A 16,728-nucleotide genomic window follows, 5' to 3' on the forward strand; every position below is an offset into this window, starting at 1 on the left:
CGTCAGGAGATCAGTCGATGTGGCCTGCTTCGTCGCGATATCGCGGCGCCGGCGCGAGCGCGCACAGACCGTGGCCGGATGGCCGCAGTACGTGATGGCTGGCGATGACGAAATTGGATTTCATGACGAGATGATGTTCGAAAGAACGCTCGCAGGGAGCGAAGGCCGCGCACGTTACGCTCGCAAATGAATGAAAGCAATACCGTTCATCGGGAAAGACGAACGGCATGCATCGCGGCATGTATCGCGTTGCCAGCCAGAACTACTTCAGCAACGGACCCAGTGCCGTCCACACGTGATCGCGCAGCTTCGGTTGCGCGCTCGCGATTGGATGCAGGTTGTCGGCCTGGAAGGCATTGCGGTCCAGTGCGATCGGCTCGAGCAGGAACGGCAGCAGCGACACGCCGTACTGCCTGGCCAGCGAACTGAAGTTGTCGGCGAACCCCTGCGTGTACTCGCGACCAAAGTTGGGCGGCATGCGCATGCCGATCAGCAACACCTTCGCGCCTGCATCCTTCGATGCGCGGATCATGCGTTCAAGGTTCGCGCGCGACTGCGCCAGCGGCAGTCCGCGCAGGCCGTCGTTGGCGCCCAGTTCAATCACCACCACGGCCGGCTTGCTGCGCCTGATCTCGCCGGCAATGCGGGACGCACCGCCCGCGGTGGTCTCGCCGCTGATGCTGGCATTGACGACGCGCCAACCCGGGCGATCCCTGGCGATGCGGTCGGCGGTCAGCGCCACCCAGCCCTGCGATGCGGCCAGGCCGTAGCCGGCCGAGAGTGAATCGCCCATTACCAGTACCGTGCGCGCGGGCGCTGCGGCGGGCGTGGCCCTTGCCGCCGACTGCGCCAATGCTGGCGTGGCGAGGGCGAGCGACAACGCCATCGAGGCGACCCATCCGATGGCACATTGAATGCGCCGGCGCGATGCCGCATATCCTTCCTTCATGGCGGGCGATGACTTGGTGAACATGGTGAACATCGAGATTCGGGCTCCGGATTCCACTACCAGCATAGAGACGATCATGGCCGATTCACGTGAACTGCGCGCCACGGCTTCGGCCACGCTTCAGGTCGAAGGACTGGGCAAGCGGGTGATGCTGCCCTCGGGCGAGCTGGTCATCCTCGACGACGTCGGCTTCGATATCGCCCGCGGCGACACGGTTGCGATAGTCGGTGCGTCCGGCTCGGGCAAGAGCACCCTGCTGTCGCTGCTCGCCGGTCTCGACACTCCCAGCAGCGGCCGCGTCACGCTCGACGGCGAGGTGCTGTCGACGCTGGACGAGGATGGCCGTGCGCGCGTGCGCGGCGAGAAGGTCGGCTTCGTCTTCCAGAACTTCCAACTGTTGCCGTCGTTGACCGCCATCGAGAACGTCATGCTGCCGCTGGAGCTGCGCGGCGACCGCGAAGTGGAGTCGGCTGCGCGCACCATCCTGGAAAAGGTCGGCCTGGCGCAGCGCCTGGGGCACTATCCGCGCCAACTCTCCGGTGGCGAGCAGCAGCGCGTCGCGCTGGCCCGCGCCTTCGTCACCCGCCCGGCGCTGCTGTTCGCCGACGAACCCACCGGCAACCTCGACACCCACACGGGCCAGGCAATCATCGAGCTGCTGTTCGAACTCAACGCCGACGCCGGCACGACCCTGGTGCTGGTCACCCACGATGAGCACCTGGCCTCGCGCTGCAGCCGCATGTTGCGCCTCGACAGCGGCCGGCTGGTGGCGTCATGAGGATGATTGGCCTGGCCTGGCGGCAACTGCGTCGCGATCTCGCCGCCGGTGACGTCCGCATCCTGATCGCGGCACTGGTGCTGGCGGTGCTGGCGGTGACCGCAGTGGGTTTCGTCACCGACCGCGCCGAGCGCGCGCTGGCGATCGAAGCCAACCGCCTGCTCGGTGGCGACGCGGTGGTGCGCGCCGATACACCGATTGCCGGCGTCGTCCTCGACGCGGCCAACGATCCGCAACTGCAGCGCACGCAGACGCAGGAACTGCAGACCATGATCCGCGTCGGCGAGCGCCTGCAACTCGGCGATCTGCGTGGCCTGGGCGGGGGCTTCCCCCTGCGCGGAACCTTCCGCATCGCCGATGCCAGCGGCGTCGAGCGCGATGCCGGCGCCGTGCCGGCGAGGGGCACGGTCTGGATGAGCCGCGCCGGTGCCGACACACTCGGCGCGCGCCTGGGCGACGAGATCACCCTCGGCGATGCGCGCTTCCGCCTGGCCGCGCTGGTGATGCAGGAGCCCGACGCGGCGCTGGATTACTTCAACGTCGCGCCCAAGGTCTTCCTCAACCTCGGCGACGTGGCTTCGACCGGGCTGGTGCAGGAAGGCAGCCGCATCCGCTATCGCCTCGTCATCGCCGGCCCCGCGGCCGCGGTCGAACGTTTCGTCGCACGCGCACGTCCGGCGCTCGGCCGCGGCCAGCGACTGGAGACGATCGCCGATGCGCGCCCGGAGATCCGTTCCGCGCTCGATCGCGCCGGCCGCTTCCTCGGCTTGGCCGCGCTGGTGTCGGTGGTGCTGGCGGCAGTGGCCGTGGCGATGGCGGCGCGCCGGCACAGCGAACGCCATCTGTCCGGCACTGCGGTGATGCGCTGCCTCGGCGCCAGCCAGCGCACGCTGGTCACGATCCAGGTCGGCGAGCTGGTGATGCTTGGCCTGATCGCCAGCACGATAGGCGTCGTGCTCGCATTCGGGCTGCAATGGTTGATCGGCGGCTGGCTCGAGCAGGCGCTGAAACTGTCGATACCGCCGGCCGGCCTGTTGCCGGCATTGCAGGGCTATGGCGTCGGCCTGGTCGTGCTGCTGGCCTTCGGCGCGCCGCCGGTGCTGGCGCTGCGACGCGTGCCGGCGTTGCGCGTGCTGCGTCGCGACCTCGATCCGACCGAGCCCAGCGCATGGCTGGTGACGATTGCCGGTTTCGCCGGTCTCGCCGCGCTGCTGTGGTGGAAGGCCGGTTCGGCCACGCTGGGTCTGTCGATGCTGGTCGGCATCGCGGCGACGCTGGTCGTGCTGGCGCTGCTGGCGTGGCTGCTGATCCTGGTGGTCCGGCGTGTGCGCTCGCGCCTGCGCGGCAGCCTGCGCTACGGCCTGGCCAACGTCAGCCGCCGGGCAGGCGCCAGCATCGCCCAGGTGTCTGCGCTGGGCCTGGGCCTGATGGCGTTGCTGCTGCTGACATTCGTGCGCACCGACCTGCTCGATCGCTGGCAGGTGGCGTTGTCGGCCGACGCGCCGAACCGCTTCATCATCAACGTCCAGGATGACCAGGTCGCCGACGTGCGCGCTTTCATCGCCAAGCAGGGCGTTGCAGCGCCGACGCTCTACCCGATGATCCGCGGTCGCCTCGTCTCGCATAACGGCAAGGCCGTCACCGGCGCCGACTACGAGGCGCAGGGCGAACGCGCGCAGCGCCTGGCCGAGCGCGAGTTCAACCTGTCGGTCGGCGACCAGCTGCGCGATGACAACCGCATCACCGCCGGAACCTTCTGGGGCAAGCGCAAGCCGGCGCAGCCGGAGGTGTCGGTCGAGGAGGACTTCGCCGAGCGCCTGGGCTGGAAGATCGGCGACCGCATCGCCTTCGACATCGCCGGGCAGCCGTTCACCGCGAAGATCACCAGCCTGCGCAGCGTCGACTGGGAAAGCTTCCGCCCGAATTTCTTCGTCGTCGCATCGCCCGGCTCGCTCGACGGGTTCCCGGCCAGCCACATCACCGCGGTCAGCGTGCCGCCGGCGCGCACGCGCTTCACCGCCGACCTGGTCGAACGCTTCCCGAACCTGTCGGTAATCGACATCGATGCAGTGCTCAAGCAGGTTCGCAGTACCGCCGACCAGGTCTCGACGGTGGTGGAGGTGGTGTTCGTGTTCTCGCTGGTGGCGGGCCTGCTGGTGTTGATGGCGGCCGTCAGCGCCAGCCAGGACGAGCGCCTGCTCGAAGGCGGGGTGATGCGCGCGATCGGCGCCAGCCGCCGTCAGTTGCGGCTGGCGCAGGCGTCGGAATTCGCGGCGATCGGCCTGCTGTCGGGCCTGACAGCGGCGATCGCCGCATCGGTGCTGGCCGGCGTGATCGCCACCCGCGTGTTCGACCTGCCGTGGAAGACCGACTGGCGCCTGGCCGCCGCCGCCGCCGCCATTGGCGTGCTGGCGGCGCTGCTGGCCGGCATGTTCGCAACCCGGCGCGTGCTGGATGCACCGCCATCGGTGACGCTGCGGGAGTTGCAGGATTGAAACGGCGCAGCGTTACTGGGGCATGCCGCTCTACTGGAACACGATCTGCGGCTTTGCGCTGAACCGGCGCGGGTAGCCGCGCTCGGTGGCGACGCGGTCGACTTCGTCGGTGGGCAGGTCGGGGGCGCCGTATACCGCGTAGGCGATTTCGCCGTCACGCATGCCGATCTGGTGCAGCCGATAGCGTGATTGCCCCGCACCGGTGTTCTCCGGGTAATGCAGGGGTGGCTCGCTGCCGTCCAGGTCGAGCTCGCTGTTGTCGACCATTCCGCCTACGAAAAGCGCGCGCATCGCCATTCTCCTTGCCTGAATCTGCCTCCATGGTGCCGGGCAAGGCGTTGAATCGGCATGAAGCTTCGGTGCAGCGGCCGTACCGGCCCCGTGGCCGCGTAGAATTGTGCGATGACTACGGCAAAATTCCCCGCAACAACGCTCACGAACGGTGCACGGCATGCGCGCTGAAGACGACGCGGCCCTGCAAGCTCTGCTGCTTCCTTTCGTCGATGGCGTGCTGACGTGGCCGGAGAACGGCGGCGTACTGTTCCTGCGTGCGCGCGATGGCTGGCCACTGCACCAGCGCGAGCTGCCCGGCCTGGTCTGCGAGCAGAGCTTCAAGCCCGAGGCCGAGGCGCTCGAGCACTCCGGGCTGACCCTGGTCGATGCCAGCGAGGACAGCCGCCACGCGCTGGTGCTGGTCCTGCCGCCGCGCCAGCGCGACGAGGCGCGAGCGCTGTTCGCACGCGCCGTGGCGCGATGCGCTCCGGGCGGTCGCGTCGTGGCCTGCCTGTCCAACAATGAAGGCTCCAAGGCGGGTGAAGCCGACCTGGCCCGCATTGCCGGCCCTGTCGGCAACCTGTCCAAGCACAAGTGCCGCGTGTTCTGGACCGCGCCGCTGGACGGCCCGGCCGATCCCGGACTGGCCGCGCAGTGGCTGCAGGCGGACGCGCCGCGCGCGATCGCCGAAGGCCGCTTCCTGAGCCGTCCCGGCCTGTTCGCGTGGGACCGCATCGATCCGGCCTCGCGCCTGCTGGTCGAGCAATTGCCGGCGACGCTGGCCGGGCGCGCTGCCGATCTCGGCGCCGGCTACGGCTACATCGCCAGCGAGCTGCTGGCGCGTTGCCCGGGCATCACAGCGGTCGACCTGTACGAGGCCGAGGGACGGGCGCTCGAGCTGGCGCGCAGCAACCTCGCGCCGTTGGCCTCGCGTGCCCAGCTCGGCTTTCATTGGCATGACGTCACGCGTGGTCTCCAAGGCCAGCAGTACGACGTGATCGTCAGCAATCCGCCGTTCCACGCGCAGGGCCGAGCAGACCGCCCTGACATCGGCCGTGCCTTCATCTCCGCCGCTGCACAGGCGATGCGCCCGGGCGGCCAGCTGTGGCTCGTGGCCAATCGCCACCTGCCTTACGAAGAGATGCTCGCGGTGCACTTCGGCGACGTGCGCACGGTGGCGCAGCGCGACGGCTTCAAGGTCATTGCCGCCGTCGCCACGCCGCGCGCGGCTGCCGTCGCGCCCGCTGGCGCTATCGACAGGCGAAGGAACAAGGGCAAGGCCAGGAACAGGGACTGGAAATGAGGCTGGTCAAGCTGATCGCAAACCTTGGCTACGGCAGTCGCAAGGATGTCGCGACGATGTTCCGCGAAGGCCGCATCACCGATGCGGCCGGCGAAGTGCTCTACGCAGACGACAAGGTCGGCCACGATGCCATCCGCATCGACGGCGAGCCGCTGGATCCTCCGGCCGGCCTGACCCTGATGCTGCACAAGCCGATCGGGTACACCTGTTCGACCAAGGATCCCGGTCGCGTCATCTACGACCTGCTGCCGCCGCGCTTTCGTTTGCGCTCGCCGATCCTGTCGAGCGTCGGCCGGCTCGATCGCGACACCTCCGGCATGCTTCTGATGACCGACGACGGCGCGTTGCTGCACCGGATCGTTTCGCCGAAGGCAAAGCTCGCCAAGGTCTACGAGACCACGCTGGCGCAGGACCTGCGCGGCGACGAAGGCGCGCTGTTCGCCAGCGGCACGCTGGTGCTCGAATCGGAGGACACGCCACTGGCGCCTGCGCAATTGCACGTCAACGACCCGCGCCACGCCGCGCTGACGCTGACCGAAGGCCGTTACCACCAGGTTCGCCGCATGTTCGCCGCGATCGGCAACCACGTTGATGCGCTGCACCGCAGCCGCATCGGTGGGCTTGGGCTCGACGCGCTGCCGGCCGGGCAGTGGCGCCTGCTCGACGCCGATGACATCACCCGCCTGTTCGGGTCTGGTGCATGAGCCTGCTGGCGCCGGTGCAGTTCACCCCGGTCGCGGTCCTGTTCGACATGGACGGGCTGATGATCGAGAGCGAGCGCGCGCTGCTGCAGTGCTGGCGCGAGACCGCCGACGAACTGGGGCTGGCGTTCGAGGATTCGTTATGGCTGTCGTTCGTCGGCCTGTCCGACCGCGCCTGCCATGAGCTGCTGCGCCAATGCGTGGACGAGGCGCAACTGCAGGCTCTGCTGCAGGGATGCAAGGCGCGCTACGACGCCCACGTCGAGGCCGGGTTGCCGTTGAAGCCGGGTCTGATCGAACTGCTGCAGCTGCTCGCGCAGCGCGGCGTGCCACGCGCCGTGGTGACCTCGACCCGGCGCGAGCGCGCGATGCAGAAGCTGGAACTGTGCGGGCTGCTGCCGCACTTCGTCACGGTCGTAACCGGCAGCGACGTGGTCCATTCAAAGCCGGCGCCGGACATCTACCTGCTGGCGGCGCAGCGCCTGGGCGTGACGCCGGAGCATTGCGTGGTGCTGGAAGATTCGGTGCCGGGCGTGCGCGCCGCGCTGGCCGCGGGCATGACCCCGATCCAGGTGCCGGACCTGGTGATGCCCGATGCGGCAGCCAGGGCGTTGGGGCATCGCGTGGTCGACTCGCTGGTGCAGGCCAGGGCACTGATCGAGCCGGTGCTGCCTTGGCAAGGCAACGTCCATGGTTCCCCGCCTGCGCGGGGATGACGAGCGGGCCTTACGCCTCCAGCAACCGCCGCCAGCCTTCGATCCCCAGCCTCTCCAGCGTCGCGATGTTCCGCTCGACGATCACATCCGGATCCGGAAACGCCGCCACCGCGCGCTCGACGCTGGCCTCGCGCAGCAGGTGCAGCATCGGGTAGGGCGAGCGATTGCTGCAGTTGCCGACGTCGTCGATCGCGGTACCGGCAAACTGGTAGTCGGGGTGGAAGCTCGCGATCTGGATGTCGCCTTCCAGCCCCAGCGCCGCCACCACCGCGTCGGCCTGGTCGAGGAAGTCGTTGTAGTCGAGGAAGTCGCCGAGCACCTGCGGATGGATCAACAGGGTCGTGTCCGTCTGCTCGGGGTCGGTCGCGGCGAGCAGGGCCAGCTCGGCGGCGAGCTCTTCGCGCAGCGCATCCGCGCTGGTCGCCGCGCTCAGCACGAAGCGCACCTGCTGCTTGACATACACCGCCTTGGCGAACGGGCACAGGTTCAGCCCGATCACCGCGCGCTCCAGCCAGCGCCGGGTCGCGGCGATGGGGTCTTCGCCGCTCATCGTGGCTCAGTCGCGGAAATTGTCGAACTGCAGCGGACGCTCGTACTCGGCGCCCTTGAGCAGCGCAATGGCCGCCTGCAGGTCGTCGCGCTTCTTGCCGACCACGCGCAGCTTGTCGCCGTTGATCTGGCTGTCGACCTTGAGCTTGGCGTCCTTGAGCGAGGCCTGGATCTTCTTCGCCAGTTCGCGCTCGATGCCCTGCTTGACGGTGATCTTCTGGCGCGCGCCGGCCAGGTTGGTCTCGACGTCGCCGAACTCCAGGCAACGCGCATCGATGCCGCGGGCAATCAGCCGTGCACGCAGGATGTCGTTCATCTGCTTGAGCTGGAATTCGCTTGGCGCCGACTGGCTGATGACCTGGTCGTCAAGCTCGAACTTCGCTTCGACGCCCTTGAAGTCGAAGCGCGTGCCGAGCTCGCGATTTGCCTGGTCGACGGCGTTGGTCAGCTCGTGGCTGTCGACTTCGGAAATGACGTCAAAGGAAGGCATGGCCGGCGCGGCTCCATTGGGCGAATTCGGGCGCGAATTCGGGGGCGCAAAGGGTAGCGCAGGCAACGACGGAGTGCAGCCACGGCACGCTGCGTTCCGCCGCATGGCCCTCGCCTGCGCCCAGCGCGACACCCGTCGAGGCTAGACTGGCTGCCTCCCGATGCCTCCAACCCCCTCAATCCGCCTGGAAGCGCCATGCTGAAGACGCCCGCCTACGCCGTGCAGGACGCCCGTTCGCCGCTCGCCCCCTTCACCATCGACCGCCGCGAGCCGGGCCCGGAGGAGGTGCTGATCGACATCCTCTACTGCGGCGTGTGCCATTCCGACATCCACCAGGCGCGCGACGAGTGGGGCGGTTCGAACTTCCCGATGGTGCCCGGCCACGAGATCGTCGGTCGGGTGGCCAAAGCCGGTGCCGGGGTCAGCAGGTTCAAGGTCGGCGACAACGTCGGTGTCGGCGTCTTTGTCGACTCCTGCCGCAGCTGCGCGAACTGCAGGTCCGGCGAGGAGCAATTCTGCGAATTCGGCATGAGCGGCACCTACAACAGCTTCGAGCGCAATCCGGACGACCACCGCTTCGACAGGTCGCGGCCGACCCATGGCGGCTATTCCACGCGGATCACCGTCGACCAGGCCTACGTGCTGCGCATCCCCGAGGCCATCCCGCTCGACCGCGCCGCGCCGCTGCTGTGCGCCGGCATCACCACCTGGTCGCCGCTGAAGCACTTCGGCGTGAAGGCCGGCGACAAGGTTGCCGTGGTCGGCCTGGGCGGGCTGGGGCACATGGGCGTCAAGCTGGCGGTCGCACTCGGAGCGGACGTGACCGTGCTGAGCACGTCGGAATCCAAGCGCGCCGATGCACTGGCGCTGGGCGCCAGGGGATTTGCCGCGACCCGCGACGGCACCGCCTTCAAGGAACTCGCGCAGCAGTTCGACTACATCCTCGACACCGTCTCGGCCGAACACGACTACAACGCCTACCTCGACCTGCTCAAGCTCGACGGCACGATGGTGCTGCTCGGCATTCCCGAGGCTCCGCAGGCGGTGTCGGCCGGCACGCTGATCCGTCGGCGCAGGCGCCTGGCCGGATCGATGATCGGCGGCATCGCCGAGACCCAGGCGATGCTGGATTTCTGTGCCGAGAATGGCGTCGCCTCCGACATCGAACTGATCGGCATCGAGCAGGTCAACGAAGCCTACGAGCGGATGTTGAAGGCGGACGTGCGCTACCGCTTCGTGATCGATGTCGGCCGCTGGGCCTCACAGGCCGGTTGACCGTGCCCACCGGCCACAACCCCCGCCAGATCCGCGCGATGCTGACCATGCTGGTCGCGGTGGCGCTGTTCGCGATGATGGACGCCGGGCTCAAGCAGCTGTCGGCGCACTATCCGCCGCTCCAGGTCGCGGCGCTGCGTGGAGCGGCCTCGTTGCCACTGGTGCTGGTGTGGGCACTGGCCACCGTCGGCGTGCGGCCGCTGCTGAAGGTGCGCTGGTCGTTGCACCTGCTGCGTGGCGTGCTCGGCGTGGCGATGATGGCCGCCTTCGTCTATGCGGTCAGCCGCATGCCGCTGTCGACCACGTACTCGATTTTCTTCGTGGCGCCGCTGCTGATCACCGCGATGTCGGTGCCGTTCCTCGGCGAGAAGGTCGGGCCGAGGCGCTGGACGGCCATCGCGGTCGGACTGATCGGCGTGCTGGTGCTGCTGCGCCCGACCGGCGAGGGCCTGGTCAGCCTGGCCGCGCTGGCGGTGCTGGTGGCCGCGGTGATGTATTCGATCAGCGCGATCACGGTGCGCATCCTGGCCCGCACCGACAGCACCCAGTCGATGATGGTCTGGCTGATGGTGATGATCGCGGTAGGCGGCGGCGCGCTGGCCTGGCCGCAGTGGGTGCCGATCCGCAGCGAACACCTTTGGCTGATCGCCGGGGTCGGTGTGGCCGGCGCGCTGGGGCAGTACGCGATCACCGAGGCGTTCCGCATGGGCGAAGCGTCGCTGATCGCGCCGCTGGAATACACCGCATTGATCTGGGGCGTGCTGCTGGACCTGAGCCTGTGGGGCGTGCTGCCCGATGCGATCACATGGCTGGGCGCGGGGATCATCATCGCCAGCGGCCTGTACCTGCTGCGACGTGAGCGCGTGCACGCGGAAGCCGAACATCCGTGAGGCGCGGCAATGCCCGAGGTGCGTCCGTGGGGGAGGTCGTTGGCGCGGCCAGGCGAGCCGCGCCTTCGATCCGGTCAGGGTGTGCGCGCCGCGATCTCGCGGCCGACTAGTTTTCGGTGCTGGCGTTCAGCGCTGCCGACAGCGCCGTATTGCCGCCGACGAGGTCGGCCCAGCGGACTTCATGGCCATTGCGCCGACCTTTCTCCACCAGCTTGAGACCATCGGCATCGATGGTCAGGGTGTAGGGACGGTCTTCGATCTGGATCTCGCGACGCAGCGGTTTATCGAGCTTGGTCGTCATGCGTAACTCCTGCCTTTAGGAAACACCCGCGACCCTAACTGCGGGCGGTGATCGCAGCGTGAACGCCGCGGGGCCGCGTAGAGGCGCCCAGCCCGCGCGTCATCGGCGCGTGAAGGACAACGGGCCCGGTGGGCCCGTTGTCCTGCGACCGGAGAGGATCGCGATCAGAGCATCTGGATCAGATCAGAACCGGGCGCCGACACCGACGCCGAGCACGACCGGATTCAGCTCGGCCTTGCCGACCTTCGCGCCATCGACCCGCACGTCCGGCTGGCCGGTGGTGTCGTGCATGTAGCGCACGTCGGCGCGCGCGAACCAGGTCGGGGTGATGTTGACGTCGACGCCGGCGGTGGCGATGGCGCCCTTGGCGGTTTCCACGCCGATGCGCTGGCCGGCCAGTGCGCCCGACGGTTCGGCCTTCTCGCCGTCGACGTTGGCTTCGAAGTAGCCCAGGCCGACGAACGGACGGATCAGGTTGGCCGAGCTGCCGAAATGGTACTGGCCGCTCAGCGCATACGGCTGGCTGTCGATGCTGGCGATCTTGCCGTTGGGCGTGCTGACGCGATTGCCGAACTTGTCGGCGGCGCCCCAGGCTTCGACAGCGATGTTGTCGGTGACGTACCAGCTCGCGCTCAGGGTCGCGGCGCCATCGCCGTCGACGTTGGTGCGGGTGCCGGCGATCTGCGGGTTGCTGGTCGGCTCGGCCAGCGCGTAACCGCCAACCACCGCGAAGCGCTTGCCGCCGGTGTCGGTGCCCGCGTCCTGCGCGAATGCGGTCGGGGCGATGGCCAGGGTGGCCACGACGGCCAGGGTCAAATGACGAAAATGCATCATGGAGAAATCTCCTCGTTATTGAAAACGATCTTGTTGACGCCTTGGGGGAGGCTGCCTCGGAAAAGGCGCGACCACCCTAGCCATCGATCCATGAACCGTGGTTGCCCCTGCGACCGCGGCGGCCGGAACTTTTTCGCGATCGTCGTGTTCACTGACGTGCGCGCGTAAACATGTCGGCGATGAACTCGCGATGACGGCGCAGTCCCCCGCGGCCGCAAAACCAGGACATGCGACAGGGGACATCGCTGCGCGAAAACGGCAAGATGGGCGCAAACATCCACAGGGGTCAGGTCATGCGCAGCTTGTCTTTGCCCAGCGTGCTCATCGCACTTGCATTGCCGGTTGCATGTGCACAGGCCGCTGAAGTCGACGTGGATGTCTCATGCAACATGGACAGTGACTACGACCTGAGCATCGACGAGCGCAGCGTCATCCTGACCCGCGCCGACGGCGTGCCCAAGGCGATCGTGATGCGCCAGGGCAAGCTGTTCGTCGACGACCGCTGGGTCGCGCTCGGCAGCGCCGACACGCAACGCATCGCCGATTTCGAGAAGGGCGCGCGGGCGGCGATGCCGGAAGCGCAGGCGATCGGGCGCGAAGCGGCCGACATCGCCTTCGCCGTGCTGGGCGAAGTCGCCGCCGGATTCAGCAGCGACCCGAAGGCGGCGCAGGCCAATGTCGCCCAGGCGCGGGCGAAGATCGACACGCGCCTGGCGCGGTCGGTGACGGCGACACGCTTCAATGGCCGCGATCTGGGCGAAGGCATCGGCGATGCGGTCGCAGAGGTCATCCCGAGCATGATCGGCGACATCGTCAGCGGCGCCCTCGGCGCGGCCTTCAGCGGCGATGCCAGCCGCCTCAAGCGGCTGGAGAACCTGGACGCCCAGATCGAGGCGCGGGTCGAACCACGCGCCAAGGTGCTCGAGCAGCGCGCCGACAGCCTGTGCCGGCGCATGGTCGAGCTCGACCGGATCGACGACTCGCTGGAATACCGGGCGCCCAATGGGCAGCCGCTCAACATGCTGGAGGCACGCCGGGACAAACCGGCCGACAAGGAAGATGCCAACCCGTCCCAGGACGCCGCGGCGGAGGCGGCTCGGGCGTCGGCGCAGGGCTGACAAACCGGCGTCACCGGTCGATACCGTGACGTATGTCGCCCGCGGTTGGCGCAGTCGCCGGCAACCCGCACAATAGGGTTTTCGCGTACCGCGGGACCCCCACATCATGGCTGAGCTCAAAGAAGCACGCGTTCCCGACATCGGGGACTACGAAGGCGTGCCGGTGATCGAATTGCTGGTCGCAGTCGGCGACACGGTCAAGCTGGACCAGGGCCTGGTCACGCTCGAATCCGACAAGGCGACCCTGGAAGTGCCGGCGCCGTTCGCCGGCGTCGTGCGCGAGATCAAGGTCAAGATCGGCGACGAGCTCTCCGAGGGCAGCGTCGTGGCGATGATCGAGCCGGCCGAGGCGGGCGCCGCAGCGGCCGCGCCGGCCAAGGCTGCCGAAGCGCCCAAGGCCGCCGAACCGCAAAAGGCCGCCGAGCCGCAAAAGGCCGCCGAGCCGCCGCGCGCCGAACCGGCCGCGCCGTCGCAGCAGGTCAAGGCCGCCGAGACCGGGACCCGGGTCGAGCCGGTGGTCGTCGCGGCGCAGGCCGACCGCATCGCCCAGGCGTCGATCGATGCCCAGCGTCCCGGCACCGATCCGGAGGCCATGCCGCCGACGTCGCCGCCGGTGACCTTCGGTGCCGACGAACTGATGCCCGACAAGGTGCCGTACGCCAGCCCCGCCGTGCGCCTGTACGCACGCGAGCTCGGCGTGGACCTGTTCCAGATCGGCGGCAGCGAGCGCGGTGGCCGCATCAGCAAGGACGACGTGTCGAAGTTCGTGAAGGGCGTGATGCAGGGCGGCGCGGCACCGGCAGCCGCCGGCGCACCGGTTGCACTGGGCGGCGGCCTCAACCTGCTGCCGTGGCCGAAGATCGACTTCAGCAAGTTCGGCGAGACCCAGACCAAGCCGCTGTCGCGCATCCAGAAGCTGTCGGGTGCGAACCTGGCGCGCAACTGGGCGATGATCCCGCACGTCACCCAGCACGACGATGCCGACATCACCGACCTGGAAGAGCTGCGCGTGGCGCTCAACAAGGAGAACGAGAAGGCTGGCATCAAGCTGACCATGCTCGCCTTCCTGATGAAGGCGTCGGTGTCGGCGATGCAGAAGTACCCGGCGTTCAATGCCTCGCTCGATGCTACCGCCGAAAACCTGGTGCTGAAGAAGTACTTCCACATCGGCTTCGCTGCCGACACGCCCAACGGCCTGGTGGTCCCGGTCGTGCGCGACGTCGACAAGAAGGGCGTGATCCAGATCGCCCAGGAAACTTCCGAGCTGGCCAAGAAGGCCCGCGACGGCAAGCTCGGCCCGGCCGACATGAGCGGCGGTTGTTTCTCGATCAGCTCGCTCGGCGGCATCGGCGGCACCAAGTTCACGCCGATCGTCAACGCGCCGGAAGTGGCGATCCTCGGTGTCTCCAAGTCGGCGATCCGGCCGGTGTGGGACGGCAAGCAGTTCGCGCCGCGCCTGATCCTGCCGCTGTCGCTGAGCTACGACCACCGCGTCATCGACGGCGCACTGGCCGCGCGCTTCACCGCGCACCTGGCGCAGTTGCTGGCCGACATGCGGCGCGTACTGCTGTGAGCCTGCGCGCGCTGTGCCTCGCGGCGAGCCTGCTGGCCGTGCAGGCCGCAGCAACCGCCCGCGCCGACGACGAGGTCTGCAACCTCGACCTCGGCCGCGGCTGGCCGCCGGCGACCGAGAACTACGGTTCGGCGGTCGAAGGCCTGTTTGCCGCCGGCGCCAAGCCGACGCTGAGCATGACCCGCCTGCCGGCGCGCAGCGTCGAGAGCGCCGTGCAGTTGTTTGCCGGCGACGGCGATGGCGACTGGACCCTGCGTTTCAGCCAGGCCGACGAACGCGTCGAAGTGTGGAGCGGCGGCAAGCGCGAACTGCGCGTGGGCCAGCAACCCGACGTGCAGCAGGTGCCGATGCCGGCCGCGCTGGCGCGACGCATGGTCGCCGACTGGCAGCGCGCGCTCAGCACGCAGGTGCCGCAGGACCGCGGCGCGCAGTTCCATGAGGGTGAAGTGCTGTTGTTCGTGGTCGACGACCTGCGCATCAGCGGCCTGCAGCCCGCCTGCGGTCCGACGAGCCAGCTCATGGACCAGGTCGGCCTGCTGATCGAGGCCACCGACGACAGCGACGAGAAGCGCATCAAGCGCTGGCGCAAGCTCGAAGAGAAGCTTGACGAACTGGAACAATCGCTCACCGGCGCCACCGGTTGAGCGCAGGAGACATTCATGGCGACCATTGAAGTCAAAGTGCCGGACATCGGCGATTACGACGGCGTTCCGGTGATCGAGCTGCTGGTCGCGGTCGGCGACACGGTCAAGAAGGACCAGGGCCTGGTCACGCTGGAATCGGACAAGGCAACGATGGAAGTGCCGTCGTCGGCCGACGGTGTGGTCAAGGAGATCAAGGTCAAGATCGGCGACAAGGTCGCCGAGGGCGCGGTGATCGCGATCCTCGAGGGCGCTGGTGCCGGCGAGGCGAAAGCACCGGCTGCCGCTGCCGCCCCGGCGGCCGCACCGACTCCGGCCCCGGCTGCAGCGCCCGCAGCGGCGGCCGCCCTGGCGAGCGCGACACCCGCACCGAAGGCGGCCTCCGGCAGCGGCCGCAAGGCCGACATCGAATGCCGCATCGTCGTGCTCGGCTCCGGCCCCGGCGGCTACACGGCGGCATTCCGTGCTGCCGATCTCGGCCTCGACACGGTGCTGGTCGAGCGTTACGCATCGCTTGGCGGCGTCTGCCTCAATGTCGGCTGCATCCCGTCCAAGGCGCTGCTGCATGCCGCCGCGCTGATCGAGGAAGCCGCGCATTCGGCCGACATCGGCATCGACTTCGGCAAGCCGAAGATCGACATCGACAAGCTGCGCGACTTCAAGCAGAACAAGGTTGTCACCCAGTTCACCAAGGGCCTGGCCGGCATGGCCAAGCAGCGCAAGGTGCGCACGGTGCAGGGCGTGGGCAGGTTTGTTTCGCCCAACGAGCTTGAGATTGCCGGCGACGACGGCAAGACCCAGCTGCTGCGCTTCGAGCAGTGCATCATCGCCGCCGGTTCGCAGGCGGTGAAGCTGCCCAACTTCCCGTGGGACGACCCGCGCGTGATGGACTCCACCGACGCGCTCGACCTGGTCGACGTGCCGAAGAAGTTGCTGGTCGTCGGCGGCGGCATCATTGGCCTGGAAATGGCCACGGTGTACAAGGCGCTCGGCAGCGAAGTGACGGTGGTCGAGTTCATGGAGCAGCTGATGCCGGGCACCGACAAGGACCTGGTCAAGCCGCTCGCCGATCGCCTCAAGAAGCAGGGCGTGGCCATCCACCTCAAGGCCAAGGCGACCACGGTGGAAGCCTCCAAGCAGGGCATCACCGTGTCCTTCGAAGGCGACGCCGCACCGGCGGCAATGACGTTCGATCGCGTCCTCGTGGCCGTCGGCCGCTCGCCCAACGGCGGCAAGATCGATGCCGACAAGGCCGGCGTGCAGGTGACCGATCGCGGATTCATCCCGGTCGACCGGCAGATGCGCACCAACGTCCCGCACATCTTCGCCATCGGCGATCTCGTCGGCCAGCCGATGCTGGCGCACAAGGCCACGCACGAAGGCAAGCTCGCGGCCGAAGTCGCCGCGGGCGAGAAGCGCGAGTGGGTGGCGCGGGTGGTTCCGTCGGTGGCCTACACCGATCCGGAAATCGCCTGGGTCGGCGTGACTGAAACCGAAGCCAAGGCCAAGGGCCTGGAGATCGGCATCGGCAAGTTCCCGTGGGCCGCTTCGGCGCGCGCGGTGGGCATCGGCCGCGGCGAAGGGTTCACCAAGCTGATCTTCGACGAGAAGACCCACCGCATCATCGGCGGCGGCATCGTCGGCGTGCATGCGGGCGATCTGATCACCGAAGTGGCGCTGGCGATCGAGATGGGCGCCGAAGCATCCGATATCGGCCACACGATCCATCCGCACCCGACCTTGAGCGAATCGGTCGGCATGGCGGCGGAAGTGTACGAAGGCACGATCACCGACCTGTACATCCCGAAGAAGAAGTAGCCCGTCATCCCCGCGAAGGCGGGG

At 68.3% G+C, this 16,728-nt stretch carries 17 protein-coding genes; 11 read left to right on the plus strand and 6 right to left on the minus strand.

Annotated features, from left to right (window positions below; translation table 11 throughout):
• Window positions 1-262: 262 nt before the first annotated feature.
• Complete coding sequence (locus tag AC1DER_RS08585; RefSeq protein WP_441816677.1) at window positions 263-949, minus strand: arylesterase; 687 nt, start codon at window positions 947-949, stop codon at window positions 263-265.
• Window positions 950-1,025: 76 nt separating this feature from the next.
• Between AC1DER_RS08585 and AC1DER_RS08590 the strand changes: the two genes are divergently transcribed.
• Window positions 1,026-1,727 carry an ABC transporter ATP-binding protein gene (locus AC1DER_RS08590; protein WP_441816476.1) on the plus strand — a complete coding sequence of 234 codons (702 nt, stop codon included), beginning with the start codon at window positions 1,026-1,028 and terminating at the stop codon, window positions 1,725-1,727.
• Window positions 1,724-4,222: an ABC transporter permease gene (locus tag AC1DER_RS08595; RefSeq protein ID WP_477357861.1), complete on the plus strand. Its 2,499-nt coding sequence runs from the start codon at window positions 1,724-1,726 to the stop codon at window positions 4,220-4,222. Before AC1DER_RS08590 ends, AC1DER_RS08595 begins: the two co-directional genes overlap by 4 nt.
• A 30-nt stretch (window positions 4,223-4,252) precedes the next feature.
• On the opposite strand, the gene AC1DER_RS08600 is transcribed toward AC1DER_RS08595, so the two are convergent.
• The gene (locus AC1DER_RS08600) at window positions 4,253-4,513 is read right to left on the minus strand and encodes a hypothetical protein (protein ID WP_441816478.1); all 261 of its coding nucleotides are present in this window, start codon (window positions 4,511-4,513) and stop codon (window positions 4,253-4,255) included.
• A 160-nt stretch (window positions 4,514-4,673) separates the two neighbouring features.
• Here AC1DER_RS08600 and AC1DER_RS08605 point away from each other — a divergent pair, with 160 nt between their 5' ends.
• From AC1DER_RS08605 to AC1DER_RS08615, 3 genes are read left to right on the plus strand one after another with little or no spacing between them, the layout of a single operon-like run.
• Window positions 4,674-5,798, plus strand: coding sequence for a class I SAM-dependent methyltransferase (locus AC1DER_RS08605; RefSeq protein WP_477244595.1), 1,125 nt, complete (start codon window positions 4,674-4,676; stop codon window positions 5,796-5,798).
• A complete protein-coding gene (locus AC1DER_RS08610) occupies window positions 5,795-6,502 on the plus strand; it encodes a pseudouridine synthase (protein WP_477244593.1) in 708 nt (235 codons plus the stop codon). The genes AC1DER_RS08605 and AC1DER_RS08610 overlap by 4 nt, the downstream gene beginning before the upstream one ends.
• Complete coding sequence (locus AC1DER_RS08615; RefSeq protein WP_477244591.1) at window positions 6,499-7,215, plus strand: HAD family hydrolase; 717 nt, start codon at window positions 6,499-6,501, stop codon at window positions 7,213-7,215. The genes AC1DER_RS08610 and AC1DER_RS08615 overlap by 4 nt, the downstream gene beginning before the upstream one ends.
• Window positions 7,216-7,225: 10 nt before the next feature.
• Here AC1DER_RS08615 and AC1DER_RS08620 read toward each other — a convergent pair whose 3' ends face one another.
• Together AC1DER_RS08620 and AC1DER_RS08625 are read right to left on the minus strand one after the other, a co-directional pair.
• Window positions 7,226-7,765 carry a DUF1415 domain-containing protein gene (locus AC1DER_RS08620; RefSeq protein ID WP_477244589.1) on the minus strand — a complete coding sequence of 180 codons (540 nt, stop codon included), beginning with the start codon at window positions 7,763-7,765 and terminating at the stop codon, window positions 7,226-7,228.
• Window positions 7,766-7,771: 6 nt separating this feature from the next.
• Window positions 7,772-8,254 carry a YajQ family cyclic di-GMP-binding protein gene (locus AC1DER_RS08625; protein WP_477244587.1) on the minus strand — a complete coding sequence of 161 codons (483 nt, stop codon included), beginning with the start codon at window positions 8,252-8,254 and terminating at the stop codon, window positions 7,772-7,774.
• A gap of 195 nt (window positions 8,255-8,449) precedes the next feature.
• On the opposite strand from AC1DER_RS08625, the gene AC1DER_RS08630 reads away from it, so the two are divergent.
• A complete protein-coding gene (locus AC1DER_RS08630) occupies window positions 8,450-9,529 on the plus strand; it encodes an NAD(P)-dependent alcohol dehydrogenase (RefSeq protein WP_477244585.1) in 1,080 nt (359 codons plus the stop codon).
• Window positions 9,530-9,531: 2 nt separating this feature from the next.
• Complete coding sequence (locus AC1DER_RS08635; protein WP_477244746.1) at window positions 9,532-10,419, plus strand: DMT family transporter; 888 nt, start codon at window positions 9,532-9,534, stop codon at window positions 10,417-10,419.
• 106 nt (window positions 10,420-10,525) lie between these two features.
• Here AC1DER_RS08635 and AC1DER_RS08640 read toward each other — a convergent pair whose 3' ends face one another.
• Together AC1DER_RS08640 and AC1DER_RS08645 are read right to left on the minus strand one after the other, a co-directional pair.
• Window positions 10,526-10,720: a hypothetical protein gene (locus tag AC1DER_RS08640; protein WP_441816486.1), complete on the minus strand. Its 195-nt coding sequence runs from the start codon at window positions 10,718-10,720 to the stop codon at window positions 10,526-10,528.
• Window positions 10,721-10,903: 183 nt separating this feature from the next.
• Complete coding sequence (locus AC1DER_RS08645; protein ID WP_477244583.1) at window positions 10,904-11,554, minus strand: OmpW/AlkL family protein; 651 nt, start codon at window positions 11,552-11,554, stop codon at window positions 10,904-10,906.
• A gap of 293 nt (window positions 11,555-11,847) precedes the next feature.
• Between AC1DER_RS08645 and AC1DER_RS08650 the strand changes: the two genes are divergently transcribed.
• The 4 genes from AC1DER_RS08650 to lpdA all read left to right on the plus strand — a co-directional run bounded on the left by AC1DER_RS08650 (window position 11,848) and on the right by lpdA (window position 16,704).
• Window positions 11,848-12,672, plus strand: a complete 825-nt coding sequence (locus AC1DER_RS08650) for a DUF2884 family protein (protein ID WP_441816488.1) — start codon at window positions 11,848-11,850, stop codon at window positions 12,670-12,672.
• A gap of 106 nt (window positions 12,673-12,778) precedes the next feature.
• Entirely contained in the window at window positions 12,779-14,245 is a 1,467-nt protein-coding gene (locus tag AC1DER_RS08655; protein WP_477244579.1) for a dihydrolipoyllysine-residue acetyltransferase, read from the plus strand.
• Complete coding sequence (locus tag AC1DER_RS08660; RefSeq protein WP_441816490.1) at window positions 14,242-14,889, plus strand: hypothetical protein; 648 nt, start codon at window positions 14,242-14,244, stop codon at window positions 14,887-14,889. Before AC1DER_RS08655 ends, AC1DER_RS08660 begins: the two co-directional genes overlap by 4 nt.
• 15 nt (window positions 14,890-14,904) lie before the next feature.
• The gene (gene lpdA / locus AC1DER_RS08665; RefSeq protein ID WP_477357865.1) at window positions 14,905-16,704 is read left to right on the plus strand and encodes a dihydrolipoyl dehydrogenase; all 1,800 of its coding nucleotides are present in this window, start codon (window positions 14,905-14,907) and stop codon (window positions 16,702-16,704) included.
• Window positions 16,705-16,728: the final 24 nt, after the last annotated feature.

This window comes from Lysobacter sp. 05T417 (assembly GCF_056396405.1).